This is a genomic window from Bradyrhizobium sp. 33ap4, assembly GCF_032654765.1.
GTDB lineage: Bacteria > Pseudomonadota > Alphaproteobacteria > Rhizobiales > Xanthobacteraceae > Bradyrhizobium > Bradyrhizobium australafricanum.
Window position 1 is genome coordinate 88,189 of sequence record NZ_JAUMTJ010000005.1, and the last position, 13,087, is coordinate 101,275.

Genomic DNA, 13,087 nt, shown 5'->3' on the forward strand with positions numbered 1-13,087 from the left:
TTCTTACCGCTTGGGAATGAAGGTCGGGCCGACGGTGCGGATCTGGCCGTCGCTCGCCGGCGCGGCCGGTGCCGCGGCGTCAGCGGCGGCGGGCTGCTGTTGAGCTGCGGCTGCGGGCGCGCCCTTCTTGCCGGCGGCGGCCTTGGTCTGGGCGCGCTGCTGCATCTTCCGCGCGCTCTCCTCGGTGACGATGATGTCACCCTGCTGCTCGGCGGACGCCTTGTCGTCGACCGCCTTCAGCGCCTCGGCCCAGCTCTGGCCGGCCGGCTTGCAGGAGCAGGATGGATTGAACTCGGTGCGGTACTTGAAGGCGTTCGGCAGCGACGAGTAGGACACGCCGCTGATCGAGACCGCCTGGTTGATGTCCTCGCCGGGATTTCGGTAGGTGAACAGGCTGGCATCCGCGGCAGGGCACTGCGCCTTGCAGATCTGCTCGTCGGCGGCGAAGCGCGCCTGCACGGTCGCGAACGAGATCGGGAAATAGGCGCCGTCGCAGGTGCGGACGCAGACGGTGCGGAAGGTCCCGGACTGGGCGCCATACTGCGCATCGGGCGGGGGCAGCGGATTGTTGGGATTGCCGCCGCCACCGCCGCCGAACAGGTTCTCGAGGAAGTTGCCGGGGCCACGCGCGGCCGCGGCATATTGCGGGCCGCAATTATTCTGCGCCAGAGCGGTCAGGACCGAACGGCGCTGGTTCTCGCGGTCGGCGCCGCCGAGCCCGCCCGAGCGCAGCCGCTCGAGATTGGCGGTGATCTGGTCGAGATTGGCGCGCATCTGCTGGATCTGGGTGTTGACCGGACCGCACTGCGCCGAATTGTTGTTGAAGAGCGAGAAGAATCCGGAGCTGTCGCAGCCCATGCGCCGGGCCTGCGCCGTCACGCGATCGAGCTCGCCCTGCTGGCGGGTTGCCGCGTCCTGATAGCGGCGGATCTGCTCGTCCTTGGCCGGGTCGCCGGAGCCGCCGCCGCGGTCGATCGCCGCCAGCTGGCCTTCGAGCCGGCCGCACATCGGATTGGCCTGCGGATTGGGCTGTGGCGCGCCTTGCGGAGCCGGACCGGGCGGGCCGGGCGGCACTTGCGCCAGGGCATGCGTGGCGGGCAGGGACATGCCGGCCAGCACGGCGCAACTCAGAAACCAGCGGGAGAAGCGAGAACGGGAGCTATTGGGCATATCCGGCCATTAAAACGACGCCGCGCGGCGATCAACGCCAAAGCGCGCGGGCAAGGCCGCTGCAATAGCCGTTTCTCGGGGCAGCGTCACGTCGTTTCCGGGGCGCCGGTGTGGCAATAACCCCGTCTGGCCAGCGGCTTGGCTCAGCGCTGGCAGGTGATGGCGACGAATTCACCACAGCTGTTGCCGTTGCATTTTTCATTCGCGGCGTGCGGAACCGCACCGGTGATCTCGTCGGGATCGACGCGGCGGTAATTGGTGGCCTGCGCAAAATCGCGTGACCGGCAATAGGCGCGGGCGGCGGAGGCACCGCAGCGATCGCCGCGGGCGAGGCACTGGTCGATGCCGTAGCCGTCGGCCTGGTTGGCGACGATGAAGACGCGGCTGTCGGCCAGCGCGGCCGAGGAAACAAGGAAGGACGGAGCAACAAAGAGCGTGCAGGCAATCAATGCTGAAACAGGCCGCATGGTGCACCAGTGAAAATGGCGGGGAATCCGCAAGCGACCGGATACGCCCAAATCCTTAATAATGATTAACCATGAGGGCGTTGACGCGATTTCGGTGCGGAGCGGGTGGCTAACTGCCCGAAAACAGCCCCTTGACGCAATAATGGGGCCGTGAGACATGGTGGAACCATGAACGGCCACCTCGCCATCTGCAGCATTTGCCGCGAGATTATGAGCTAGCGATTCGCTGGCTGAGGCCGTCTTTTCTCAACACATGAGAGCATTGGACCGCCCGGCCGCAAGGGAACGGTTTCCATGGATTTGCGCCTCTACGATACGCTGACCCGGGAGAAGCGGCCGTTTGTGCCGCTCGATGCCGAAAACGTCCGCATGTATGCCTGCGGACCGACGGTCTACGACTTCGCCCATATCGGCAACGGCCGCGCTGCCATCGTTTTCGACGTGCTGTTTCGCGTGCTGCGCCATCGCTATGGCGCCGATCACGTGACCTATGTCCGCAACGTCACCGACGTCGACGACAAGATCAACGTCCGCGCCGCGCGGGATTATCCCGGCGTGCCGCTGAACGAGGCGATCCGCAAGGTCACCGAGCAGACCTATCAGCAGTATCAGGACGACGTCACGGCGCTCGGCTGCTTGCCGCCGACCGTGCAGCCGCGCGCGACCGAGCACATCCCGGAGATGCGCGCCATCATCGAGAAGCTGGTTGCCGGCGGCTTTGCCTATGTCGCCGAGGATCATGTGCTGTTCTCGCCGCAGGCGATGAACGCGGCCAATTCGATGTTGCCGCGTTACGGCGCGCTGTCGAAGCGTTCGCTCGACGAGATGATCGCCGGCGCCCGCGTCGATGTCGCGCCCTACAAGCGCGACAACACCGATTTCGTGCTGTGGAAGCCGTCGAAGCCGGGCGAGCCGTCATGGCCGTCGCCCGCAGGCATCAAGGTCGAGGGCCGCCCCGGCTGGCACATCGAGTGCTCGGCAATGGCCTGGAAGCATCTCGGCGAGAAGTTCGACATTCACGGCGGCGGCATCGACCTGGTGTTCCCGCACCATGAGAACGAGCTAGCCCAGACCTGCTGCGCGTTCCACTCCGACCGCATGGCCAATGTCTGGATGCACAACGGTTTCCTGCAGATCGAAAGCGAGAAGATGTCGAAGTCGCTCGGCAACTTCTTCACGATCCGCGATCTGTTGGCCGATTGGCCCGGCGAGGTGCTGCGGCTTGCCATGCTGAAGACGCATTATCGTTCGCCGCTCGACTGGACCGCCAAGGCCACCGAGGAGGCCGCGAGGACACTCGACGACTGGTACGCGGTCGCGGCCGACGCCGATCCCGGCGCGCCGTCGCCGGCGATGGTCGAGGCGCTCTACGACGACCTCAATACGGCGCAGGCGATGGCCGTGCTGCACGGCCTGCGCGGTGCTGCGTCGAGCAGCGAACAGAGCCGCAGGGAGTTTGCCGGCTCGCTCCGGCTGCTCGGCTTCCTGTCGGAGAGCGCGGCCGCGTGGGAGGCCCGCAAGCAGCAGGCGAGCGGTGTCGATGCCGCCGCGGTGGAAGCACTGATCACCGAGCGCACCGCGGCGCGGGCCCGCAAGGACTTCAAGGAGTCGGATCGGATCCGCGATCAGCTCGCCGCGATGGGCGTGGCGATCAAGGACGGAAAGGATGCCGAAGGAAAGCCGATCACCACCTGGGAGGTCGCGCGATGAGCCGCTCCGCGCCCGCCTTGCGCCCGTATCTGCCCGACGACGCGCCGCTGCTGGCGGCGATCTTCTCGGCCTCGATCATGGACCTGACCGGCGACGACTACAGCGAGGCGCAGCAGGAAGCCTGGGCGATGGCCGCCGACGACGAGGCGGCCTTCGGCAAGAAGCTCGCCGGCCAGCTCACGCTGATCGCGACCTTGCAGGGCGCCCCGGTCGGTTTCGCCTCGCTGAAGGGCGCCGATCTCATCGACATGCTCTATGTGCATCCGAGCGCGGTCGGGCAGGGTGTCGGCGGCGCGCTGTGCGATGCGCTTGAGAAGATCGCGAGTGCCCGCGGCACCAAGACCCTGAAGGTCGATGCCAGCGACACCGCGCTGGAATTCTTCCGCAAGCGCGGCTACGTCGCTCAGCAGCGCAACTCGGTCACTATCAACGATGAGTGGCTCGCCAACACCACGATGCAGAAGCAGCTCGATGGTGTCGCGACCCCGGGAGGCCACGCGTGAGCCGCGAGCGCCTCTATCTGTTCGACACCACGCTGCGCGATGGCGCGCAGACCAACGGCGTCGACTTCACCCTGCAGGACAAGCAGGTGATATCAGGCATGCTCGACGCGCTCGGCATCGACTATGTCGAGGGCGGCTATCCCGGCGCCAATCCGACCGACACCGAGTTCTTCAGCAAGAAGCCTGCGTTCGACCACGCACGCTTCACCGCCTTCGGCATGACGCGGCGGCCGGGCCGCTCGGCGTCGAACGATCCCGGGCTTGCCGGCATCCTCGAGGCCAAGGCGGACGCGATCTGCTTCGTCGCGAAATCCTCCGCCTACCAGGTCCGCGTCGCGCTCGAGACCACGAATGAGGAGAACCTCGCCTCGATCCGCGACAGCGTCGCTGCCGCGAAGGCGCTCGGCCGCGAGGTGATGGTCGACTGCGAGCATTTCTTCGACGGCTACAAGGAGAACCGCGACTACGCGCTCGCCTGCGCCAAGGCGGCCTATCAGGCCGGCGCCCGCTGGGTGGTGCTGTGCGACACCAATGGCGGCACCATGCCGCATGAGATCGAGACCATCGTCGGCGAAGTCATCAAGCAGGTGCCCGGCGCCCATCTCGGCATCCACGCCCATAACGACACCGAGCAGGCGGTGGCCAATTCGCTCGCCGCGGTGCGGGCCGGCGCGCGGCAGATCCAGGGCACGCTCAACGGCCTCGGCGAGCGCTGCGGCAACGCCAACCTCTGCTCACTGATCCCGACCTTGAAGCTGAAGCAGGAGTTTGCCGACAAGTTCGAGATCGGCGTCACCACGGAGAAGCTGGCGACGCTGATGAAGGTGTCGCGCACGCTCGACGACATGCTGAACCGCGCGCCCAACCGCCATGCGGCCTATGTCGGCGAAAGCGCATTCGTCACCAAGACCGGCATCCATGCCTCGGCTGTCATGAAGGATCCGCAGACCTATGAGCACGTGCTGCCGGATTCCGTCGGCAATCACCGCAAGGTGCTGGTGTCCGATCAGGCCGGCCGCTCCAACGTGATGGCCGAGCTCGACCGTGCCGGCATCGCCTATGACAAGAGCGATCCGCGGCTGATGCGGCTGGTCGAGGAATTGAAGGAGCGCGAGGCCGCGGGCTTTGCCTATGAATCGGCGAACGCCTCCTTCGACCTGCTGGCGCGCCGCACGCTCGGCAAGGTGCCGGAATATTTCAAGGTCGAGCAGTTCGACGTCAATGTCGAACAGCGCTACAACGCCAACGGCCAGCGCGTCACCGTGGCGCTCGCGGTGGTGAAGGTCGATGTCGACGGCGAGCGGCTGATCTCGGCCGCCGAAGGCAACGGCCCGGTCAACGCGCTCGACGTCGCGCTGCGCAAGGACCTCGGCAAGTACCAGAAATATATCGATGGCCTGAAGCTGATCGACTACCGCGTGCGTATCCTCAATGGTGGCACCGAGGCGGTCACGCGCGTCTTGATCGAGAGCGAGGACGAGACCGGCGAGAGCTGGACCACGGTCGGCGTCTCGCCCAACATCATCGACGCCTCGTTCCAGGCGCTGATGGATTCGGTGTTCTACAAGCTGGTGAAGTCGGGCGCGCAGGCGTGAGTGATTGAGCCGTCATTCCGGGGCGATGCGAAACAGCGAACCCGGAATCTCGAGATTCCGGGTCTGGTCCTTCGGACCATCCCGGAATGACAACGGGGAGGGAGTATCCATGATCGACCACGTCTCCGTCGGCGTTCGCGATCTGGAACGGGCCGCGCGGTTCTACGAGCCGACGTTGGCCGCGCTTGGCCTGAGCCGCCTCGTCACGCGGCCGGCGACGGTCGGCTTCGGCAAGGCCTATCCAGAATTCTGGATCAATCTGCGCGCCACGATGGCGCAGGTGCCGCATGAGAGCGGCACCCATATCTGCCTGCGCGCGAAGACTACCGCGGAGGTCGACGCCTTCCACGCCGCTGCGTTGGCGTCCGGCGGCCTCTCCGATGGTCCTCCGGGCCTGCGCCCGCACGACCGCGTGCGCTACTATGCGGCCTTCGTCCTCGATCCCGACGGCAACCGCATCGAGGCCGTGACGTTTCCGAGCGAGTAGTAAGGATTTCAGGCTAGCACTTGTCTCGACCCGTCATCCTGAGGAGCGCGTAGCGCGTCTCGAAGGATGCACGGCCACCAGCGGGGCCGTCGTGCTTCGAGACGGCCGCTCTGCGGCCTCCTCAGCATGACGGTCATGGAGCCGAAAGTGCGGCGAACAGTTACAGCCGCCGCGCCACTTCGGGCGCGAGATCCTTCGCGGCCTCGGGCGTGCGCGCCACGGCCGAACGCAGCCGCGGCAGGATCTCGTCGATGCGATCGGCCATCAGCACGTTGATCGGCAGCGTGGGGCGGATGAACTCGGTCATGCGCATGTGGTTCAAAAGCGAGAGCAGGGGCTCCCAGAAATTGTCGATGTTGGCGAGCAGGATCGGCTTGTGGTGACGGCCGAGCTGCTGCCAGGTCAATTGCTCGACCAACTCTTCCAGCGTGCCGATGCCGCCGGGCAGCGCGACGAACGCATCCGAGCGCTCGAACATCAGGCGCTTGCGCTCATGCATGTCGGGCGTGACGATCATCTCCTGAACCGAGGTCAGCGCGTTCTCGCGCGCGCGCAGGAATTCGGGAATGATGCCGGTGACGGAGCCGCCGTGATCGAGCGTGGATTTCGCGACCGCGCCCATCAGGCCGATCGAGCCGCCGCCATAGACCAAGCGCACGTTGCTTTCGGCAAAGCTCTTGCCGAGTGCGACGGCAGCTTCAACGAAACGGGGATTGTTACCGGGGCCGGAGCCGCAATAAACACAGACAGTCTTGATTTGGTTCATACGTTCCTTGTGGCACTGCAGCGTAAACAGGGTCAAGACTCCCATATGGGGATGGAGAGCCAAAAAATCCCGTAAATTCCCGCGAATCGCGAACAATTTTCGTCATAAGCCTGTACGCCGCGTTCAAACGATCTATATGACGGGCACAATGGCAAACCGTGGAAAAGATGTGGCGGCGGACCGCCGCGCCGTAACCGCGCGGGCGGGCGGCTGATGGTGCCGCCGCAACAGAGTGTGACCGGCGCCGCGCAGCCCACGGCCACGTCGCCGGCCGCCGAGAAGGGGACGCTGCTCGGCACCCTCGTTCATCTGTGGCCCTATATCTGGCCCGGTGATCGCGCCGATTTGAAGACGCGCGTGATCTGGTCGGTGGTGCTGCTGCTGTTCGCCAAGCTTGCCACGCTGTCGGTGCCGTTCACCTTCAAATGGGCGATCGATGCGCTGAACGGCACCGGCTCGGCGCCGGTTGCGGCCTCGAACTGGGTGGTATGGCTGATCGCCTCGCCGGTGCTGATGACGATCAGCTACGGCGCGGTGCGCATCGTCATGGCGGTGCTGACGCAGTGGCGCGACGGCATCTTCGCCCGCGTCGCGATGCATGCGGTGCGGCGGCTCGCCTATATCACCTTCGTGCATATGCACGAACTGTCGCTGCGCTTCCATCTCGAGCGCAAGACCGGCGGCCTGACCCGCGTGCTGGAGCGCGGCCGCTCCGGCATCGAGACCATCGTTCGGATGGTGATCCTGCAGCTGATCCCGACCATCGTCGAGGTCGCGCTGTTGGCGGCGGTGCTGCTCTGGCAGTTTGACTGGCGCTACGTGCTCGCGGTGCTGCTCACCGTCGTCGTGTTCATGTACTTCACCTATATCGCGACCGAGTGGCGGATCGAGATCCGCCGCAGGATGAACGATTCCGACACCGAGGCGAACACCAAGGCGATCGACTCGCTGCTCAACTACGAGACGGTGAAATATTTCGGCGCCGAGGAGCGCGAGGCGCGGCGCTACGACCGCTCGATGGAGCGCTACGAGCAGGCCAGCGTGAAGACCTATACCTCGCTCGCGGTGCTCAACACCGGGCAGGCGATCATCTTCACCGCCGGGCTGACCGCGACCATGCTGATGTGCGCGTTCGGCATCCGCAACGGCACCCACACTGTCGGCGATTTCGTGCTGATCAATTCGATGATGATCCAGCTCTACCAGCCGCTGAATTTCATGGGCATGGTCTATCGCGAGATCAAGCAGGCGATCATCGACATCGAGAAGATGTTCGACGTGCTGGCGCGCGATCCCGAGGTGAGGGACATTCCGGGGGCCAAGCCGCTCGCGGTGTCATCCGGCAGCGTGCGGTTCGAGGATGTCCGCTTCTCCTACGAGGCGGACCGGCCGATCCTCAAGGGCCTGAGCTTCGAGGTGCCGGCCGGCAAGACGGTTGCGATCGTCGGTCCCTCCGGCGCCGGCAAGTCGACGATCTCGCGGCTGCTGTTCCGCCTCTACGACGTCTCGAGCGGCCGCATCCTGATCGACGGCCAGGACATCAAGACCGTGACGCAGGCCTCGCTGCGCTCGGCGATCGGCATGGTGCCGCAGGACACCGTGCTGTTCAACGACACCATCCGCTACAACATCCGCTATGGCCGCTGGGATGCCGGCGACGACGAGGTGGAGGAGGCGGCGCGCCTCGCGCAGATCGACGGCTTCATCCGGATGTCGCCGCAGGGCTATGAGACGCAGGTCGGCGAGCGCGGCCTGAAACTCTCCGGCGGCGAGAAGCAGCGCGTTGCGATCGCGCGCACGGTGCTGAAGGCGCCGCCGATCCTGGTGCTGGACGAGGCGACCTCCGCGCTCGACAGCCACACCGAGCACGAGATCCAGGGCGCGCTGGAGCGGGTCTCGCGCAACCGCACCTCGCTGGTGATCGCGCACCGGCTGTCGACCATCGTCGGCGCCGACGAGATCATCGTGCTGGACCAGGGCCGGATCGCCGAGCGCGGCACCCACGCGCGGCTTTTGGCCGCCGACGGCCTCTATGCCAGCATGTGGAACCGGCAACGCGAGGCCGAGGAGGCCCGCGAACGGCTCGCCCAGGTCGATGACGACGGCACCGCGCCGAATCGGCTGCCGCCGGCGGTCACCGAAACGTCGGAGGATTCCAGCCCTGATGCGGGTGAGAAACCCTTGCCGACCGCCGCGGAATAGTCGATTTAGGGCCTCTCCCGCCAAATGGGGCGGGGAAACGCAAGCGAGCTCTGATGTCGATCGCCAACTCCATCCGCGCGCAGATCCCGCCGATCCACCCCGAGGGCTATCCCTTTATCGGCGGCTTCGCTCTGGCGAGCCTGATCCTGTTCTGGATCTGGACCCCGCTGGGCTGGATCGGGACGCTGCTGACCGTCTGGTGCGCGCTGTTCTTCCGCGATCCGGTTCGCGTGACGCCGCTGCGCGACGGCATCGTGGTATCGCCGGCCGACGGCCGCGTCTCGATGGTGGTGCAGGCGCTGCCGCCGGCCGAGCTCGGGCTCGGCGACAAGCCGCTGCCGCGTGTCTCGGTATTCATGAGCGTGTTCAACTGCCATGTGAACCGCAGCCCGGTGGTCGGCCGCATCGACCGCATTGCCTACCGGCCCGGCGCCTTCATCAATGCCGAGCTCGACAAGGCGAGCGAGGACAATGAGCGCAATTCGCTCGTGATCTCGACCTCCAACGGGCGCATTGGCGTGGTCCAGATCGCAGGCCTCGTGGCGCGGCGCATCGTCTGCTTCGTCAAGGAGGGCCAGTCGATCGGCGCCGGCGAGCGCTTCGGCCTGATCCGCTTCGGCTCGCGGCTCGACGTCTATCTGCCCGAGGGCACGAAGGCGCTGGTCTCCGAGGGGCAGACCGCGGTCGCCGGCGAGACGATTCTGGCGGATTTCCGCAACGCCGATCCGGGCCGGACCTACCGCGCCGATTAACTCTGTTTCGCCAGCCCCATCAGCCGGTTCCCGCCGCAATGGCGGAGCCGGGCGGCGCTTGCTATGTTCATCAGGCCATGACGCCATTCGATCCGAATTCCAACGAGTATCGCCGCCGGCGGTTCCGCCCGATCCCGGTGCGGATGCTGGTGCCGAACATGATCACGCTGCTGGCGATCTGCGCCGGCCTCACCGCGATCCGGCTGTCGACGGAAGGGCGGATGGAGCTGGCGGTCGCCGCCATCGTGTTCGCCGCGATCCTCGACGGCATCGACGGCCGCGTCGCGCGCATGATCAAGGGCCAGTCGAAATTCGGCGCCGAACTCGACAGCCTCGCCGACTTCGTCAATTTCGGCGTCGCGCCGGGCCTGATCCTGTATTTCTGGCAGCTGCATGAATTGAACAATGGCGGCTGGATCGCCGCGATGGTGTTCGCGATCTCCGGCGGCCTGCGGCTTGCGCGCTTCAATGCCTCGATCGACGATCAGAACAAGCCGGCCTTCGCCGCCAACTATTTCACTGGCGTGCCGGCGCCTGCCGGTGCGATCACCGTGCTGCTGCCGATCTATCTCGCCTTCCTCGGCGTGCCGATGCCGCCGGCGACGCTGACGGCGTTCTACACGCTGTTGATCGCCTTCCTGATGGTGTCGCGGCTGCCGGTGTTCTCCGGCAAGACCGTGAAGATGCGCGTGCCGCCGGAAATGGTGCTGCCGGTGTTCGTGTCGGTGGTGTTCATCGTCGCGCTGCTGATCGGCTATCCCTGGCACATCCTGTCGGCGGGCTCGGTGCTCTATCTGATCAGCCTGCCCTGGGGCTGGAAGTCCTACCGCGACCAGGAGCGCCAGCTTGCCGCGCAGACGCAAGCTGCGGGCGCGCCGGTGGCGGCGCAGGCCGCTGCTCCCTATACGGCGCCGGTCGCGGAGAGTGACCACGACGATCGTCCGACGCATCTGCACTGAGTGCGCCCTCGGTAGTCGACCGTCATCCTGAGGTGCGAGCCTTGCGGCGCAATTGCGCCGCCGGGCGAGCCTCGAAGGATGTACGGCCCGGCTCCGAGATTGGGGCCGTCGACCCTTCGAGGGCCGCTGAAGAAGCGGCCACTTCCAGCGACAACGGTTTCGCCGTTGCGCGGGGGTGACGGTGATAGAGTGGTTTCATTCCAGCAAATATCAGCCATGAGCGTGCCTCGGTTGGGTTCGCCTGCGATCTCGGCTATAGGCTGAGAACGGCCCGCTCGAGCATGATCCGGAAAAGTGGAGACCGGTTTTCCGAAAAGATCATGCTCAAACAAAGAAATGAGATCATGATGCGTTTCCCTGGAAACGCATCATGATCTGACGCCAAAAATCAGGAGAGAAACGCCGTGACGACATCCGCTTCCGCCCCGCTTCCTGCTTCCGTCCTTGAAGCGTTGGCGCGCTACGACACGCCGACGATCTGCAACGCGATGGAGATCGTCGCGCCGGAGCGCCGTCTGATCGGCTACACCGTGAAGCCGCTGGTCTGCCCGTTTCCGACGCTGCCGCCGATGGTCGGCTACGCCCGCACCACGACGATCCGCTCGGTGCTGAAATCCGGCCTCTCGGCCGAGGAGCAGTCGAAGCGCCGCATCGAATATTACGAATATGTCGGCACCGGCTTCGGCCCGCGCATCTCTGTCATCCAGGACATCGACGGCCCGGACGTCGGCTATGGTGCGTTCTGGGGCGAGGTGCAGAGCAACGTGCACAAGGCGCTCGGCTGCCTCGGCGTCATCACCGACGGCTCGATCCGCGACATCCCGCAATGGGCGCCGGGCTTCCAGGCGCTGGCCGGCTCGATCGGCCCGTCGCACGCCTGGGTGCATGCCGAGAGCTTTGGCGGCGAGGTCCGCGTCGCCGGCATGACGGTGCGATCCGACGATCTGATCCACGCCGACAGCCACGGCGCCATCGTGATCCCCTATGAGGTCGCGGCGAAGCTGCCCGAGGCCGCCGAACTCTGCGGCCGCCGCGAGACCCCGATCCTGGACATCGCGCGCAGCAAGGATTTCTCGCTCGAGAAGCTCAAGGACGCGCTGAAGCGTTCGGCGGAAATCCACTGAGGCAGGCGCATGGTGCTGACGGCGGGCAGGTGCCCTCCGTCATTGCGAGGAGCTCGCGACAAAATTGCAGAGCAATTTTGCGCTGAAGCGACGAAGCAATCCATGTCTCCGCAAGTGTCGAGATGGATTGCTTCGCGGAGCCTGTCATCCGGCGGTGCTTTGCGCCGACCGGATGGCTCGCAATGACGCAAAACAGGTTGGCTAAGGTCAGGCCGGAGCCACCTTCGCGATCTCGTTCGCCCCGCGAACCGTCATGTCAATGGCGACATAGAGGATCACGGCGAGTCCGACATAGGCGATCCAGCGGTGGTTCTGCAGCAGCCGCGCGATGACGGAGGCCGCCGCGCCCATCATCGCGATCGAGAGCGCGAGGCCGAACACCAGCACGATCGGCTGCTCCCGCGCCGCACCCGCGACCGCCAGCACGTTGTCGAGCGACATCGAGACGTCGGCAACGATGATCTGCGTGGTGGCCTGCCACAGCGTCTTGCGCTGGCCCTTTGCGCCATCGGCGTGTTCGGCCGTGGTCTCGTGCGCGTCGGCGCGCAGCTCGCGCCACATCTTCCAGCACACCCACAATAGCAGGATGCCGCCGGCCAGCAGCAGGCCGACGATCTGCATCAGCTGCGTGGTGACCAGCGCGAACATGATGCGCAGCAGTGTCGCGGCACCGATGCCGATCAGGATCGCCTTGCCGCGCTGCTTCTCCGGCAGGCCGGCCGCGGCAAGGCCGATCACGACGGCGTTGTCACCGGCCAGCACGAGGTCGATGACGACGACCTGCAGCAATGCGCTGAGGGCGTCGAGTGAAAACAACTCGGGCGAAAATAGTTCGGACATGGGTCATGTTCCCCTTGAGGTCGGGGAGCGGACCCTTTCGACGAAACCGGCTCTTGCCGTCATGCGGACGGCAAATCCACCGCGACGCTTATCCGCGTCGCGGGTCGAAGCAGGGCCACTCCAACTGGGTTCCAGTCCGACATCGCAGCTTGTGGCTGCCAGAGGGGCCCGGCCTGGGATTACGGTCGTGACACCGGGCGCATTGCTGCTTCTTCCTCGAAGAACAGCGCCGCCTGATCCGGTTCGCCGAGGATCGCCGCCGCGCACCCCATGAAGGTGAACGCGCCGGCAAAATCCCACAGCGTGAGGTTCGCCACGCTTGTGCGCACGTGGATCACGCGCGCCGCAATCGCGGCAATGGCTGCCTGGACGAACAACAACAGGCTGAGCACGGGCAGCACGAGTGCGGGCTCAACCAGACGGAGCGTCAGGACGATCGGCAGCGCGGTCAGCGCGCCGAACAACAGCAGCATGCCGTACGGCTCCAGAGAGGGAGTCTTTCGCAGCATCGT

The 13,087-nt window shown here is 65.7% G+C and carries 13 protein-coding genes; 8 read left to right on the forward strand and 5 right to left on the reverse strand.

Going from position 1 to position 13,087, the window contains the following annotated elements:
* Positions 1–3: 3 nt before the first annotated feature.
* Together Q2M23_RS05485 and Q2M23_RS05490 are read right to left on the reverse strand one after the other, a co-directional pair.
* Entirely contained in the window at positions 4–1,170 is a 1,167-nt protein-coding gene (locus tag Q2M23_RS05485) for a DUF2865 domain-containing protein (protein WP_076826456.1), read from the reverse strand.
* Positions 1,171–1,313: 143 nt separating this feature from the next.
* Positions 1,314–1,637, reverse strand: coding sequence for a hypothetical protein (locus tag Q2M23_RS05490; RefSeq protein WP_057017266.1), 324 nt, complete (start codon positions 1,635–1,637; stop codon positions 1,314–1,316).
* Positions 1,638–1,931: 294 nt separating this feature from the next.
* Here Q2M23_RS05490 and cysS point away from each other — a divergent pair, with 294 nt between their 5' ends.
* From cysS to Q2M23_RS05510, 4 genes are all read left to right on the forward strand, one after another.
* The gene (cysS, locus tag Q2M23_RS05495) at positions 1,932–3,347 is read left to right on the forward strand and encodes a cysteine--tRNA ligase (protein ID WP_316394873.1); all 1,416 of its coding nucleotides are present in this window, start codon (positions 1,932–1,934) and stop codon (positions 3,345–3,347) included.
* Complete coding sequence (locus Q2M23_RS05500; RefSeq protein ID WP_310884805.1) at positions 3,344–3,850, forward strand: GNAT family N-acetyltransferase; 507 nt, start codon at positions 3,344–3,346, stop codon at positions 3,848–3,850. The genes cysS and Q2M23_RS05500 overlap by 4 nt, the downstream gene beginning before the upstream one ends.
* Positions 3,847–5,445, forward strand: a complete 1,599-nt coding sequence (cimA, locus tag Q2M23_RS05505) for a citramalate synthase (protein ID WP_076826463.1) — start codon at positions 3,847–3,849, stop codon at positions 5,443–5,445. The genes Q2M23_RS05500 and cimA overlap by 4 nt, the downstream gene beginning before the upstream one ends.
* A gap of 109 nt (positions 5,446–5,554) precedes the next feature.
* Positions 5,555–5,932, forward strand: coding sequence for a VOC family protein (locus Q2M23_RS05510; protein WP_057017270.1), 378 nt, complete (start codon positions 5,555–5,557; stop codon positions 5,930–5,932).
* A 160-nt stretch (positions 5,933–6,092) separates the two neighbouring features.
* Here the strand turns inward: Q2M23_RS05510 and Q2M23_RS05515 are convergent, their stop codons facing one another.
* The gene (locus Q2M23_RS05515; protein ID WP_076826465.1) at positions 6,093–6,698 is read right to left on the reverse strand and encodes a TIGR00730 family Rossman fold protein; all 606 of its coding nucleotides are present in this window, start codon (positions 6,696–6,698) and stop codon (positions 6,093–6,095) included.
* Positions 6,699–6,911: 213 nt separating this feature from the next.
* Between Q2M23_RS05515 and Q2M23_RS05520 the strand changes: the two genes are divergently transcribed.
* The 4 genes from Q2M23_RS05520 to Q2M23_RS05535 all read left to right on the forward strand — a co-directional run bounded on the left by Q2M23_RS05520 (position 6,912) and on the right by Q2M23_RS05535 (position 11,735).
* The gene (locus Q2M23_RS05520; RefSeq protein ID WP_244558752.1) at positions 6,912–8,900 is read left to right on the forward strand and encodes an ABCB family ABC transporter ATP-binding protein/permease; all 1,989 of its coding nucleotides are present in this window, start codon (positions 6,912–6,914) and stop codon (positions 8,898–8,900) included.
* Positions 8,901–8,953: 53 nt separating this feature from the next.
* Complete coding sequence (locus Q2M23_RS05525; RefSeq protein ID WP_016846296.1) at positions 8,954–9,652, forward strand: phosphatidylserine decarboxylase; 699 nt, start codon at positions 8,954–8,956, stop codon at positions 9,650–9,652.
* A gap of 77 nt (positions 9,653–9,729) precedes the next feature.
* Entirely contained in the window at positions 9,730–10,611 is an 882-nt protein-coding gene (pssA, locus tag Q2M23_RS05530; RefSeq protein ID WP_316394879.1) for a CDP-diacylglycerol--serine O-phosphatidyltransferase, read from the forward strand.
* 404 nt (positions 10,612–11,015) lie between these two features.
* Entirely contained in the window at positions 11,016–11,735 is a 720-nt protein-coding gene (locus Q2M23_RS05535) for an RraA family protein (protein ID WP_028344569.1), read from the forward strand.
* A 207-nt stretch (positions 11,736–11,942) separates the two neighbouring features.
* Here the strand turns inward: Q2M23_RS05535 and Q2M23_RS05540 are convergent, their stop codons facing one another.
* A complete protein-coding gene (locus Q2M23_RS05540; protein ID WP_076826466.1) occupies positions 11,943–12,575 on the reverse strand; it encodes a TerC family protein in 633 nt (210 codons plus the stop codon).
* A 179-nt stretch (positions 12,576–12,754) separates the two neighbouring features.
* Positions 12,755–13,048 carry a hypothetical protein gene (locus Q2M23_RS05545; RefSeq protein ID WP_076826731.1) on the reverse strand — a complete coding sequence of 98 codons (294 nt, stop codon included), beginning with the start codon at positions 13,046–13,048 and terminating at the stop codon, positions 12,755–12,757.
* Positions 13,049–13,087 lie beyond the last annotated feature (39 nt).

What these genes read in the sequence shown, in the direction of transcription:
- Q2M23_RS05485 (WP_076826456.1), bottom strand. Translation starts at nt 1,170, where the DNA reads ATGCCCAATAGCTCCCGTTCTCGCTTCTCCCGCTGGTTTCTGAGTTGC.
- Q2M23_RS05490 (WP_057017266.1), bottom strand. Translation starts at nt 1,637, where the DNA reads ATGCGGCCTGTTTCAGCATTGATTGCCTGCACGCTCTTTGTTGCTCCG.
- cysS (WP_316394873.1), top strand. Translation starts at nt 1,932, where the DNA reads ATGGATTTGCGCCTCTACGATACGCTGACCCGGGAGAAGCGGCCGTTT.
- Q2M23_RS05500 (WP_310884805.1), top strand. Translation starts at nt 3,344, where the DNA reads ATGAGCCGCTCCGCGCCCGCCTTGCGCCCGTATCTGCCCGACGACGCG.
- Q2M23_RS05510 (WP_057017270.1), top strand. Translation starts at nt 5,555, where the DNA reads ATGATCGACCACGTCTCCGTCGGCGTTCGCGATCTGGAACGGGCCGCG.
- Q2M23_RS05515 (WP_076826465.1), bottom strand. Translation starts at nt 6,698, where the DNA reads ATGAACCAAATCAAGACTGTCTGTGTTTATTGCGGCTCCGGCCCCGGT.
- Q2M23_RS05520 (WP_244558752.1), top strand. Translation starts at nt 6,912, where the DNA reads ATGGTGCCGCCGCAACAGAGTGTGACCGGCGCCGCGCAGCCCACGGCC.
- Q2M23_RS05525 (WP_016846296.1), top strand. Translation starts at nt 8,954, where the DNA reads ATGTCGATCGCCAACTCCATCCGCGCGCAGATCCCGCCGATCCACCCC.
- pssA (WP_316394879.1), top strand. Translation starts at nt 9,730, where the DNA reads ATGACGCCATTCGATCCGAATTCCAACGAGTATCGCCGCCGGCGGTTC.
- Q2M23_RS05540 (WP_076826466.1), bottom strand. Translation starts at nt 12,575, where the DNA reads ATGTCCGAACTATTTTCGCCCGAGTTGTTTTCACTCGACGCCCTCAGC.
- Q2M23_RS05545 (WP_076826731.1), bottom strand. Translation starts at nt 13,048, where the DNA reads ATGCTGCTGTTGTTCGGCGCGCTGACCGCGCTGCCGATCGTCCTGACG.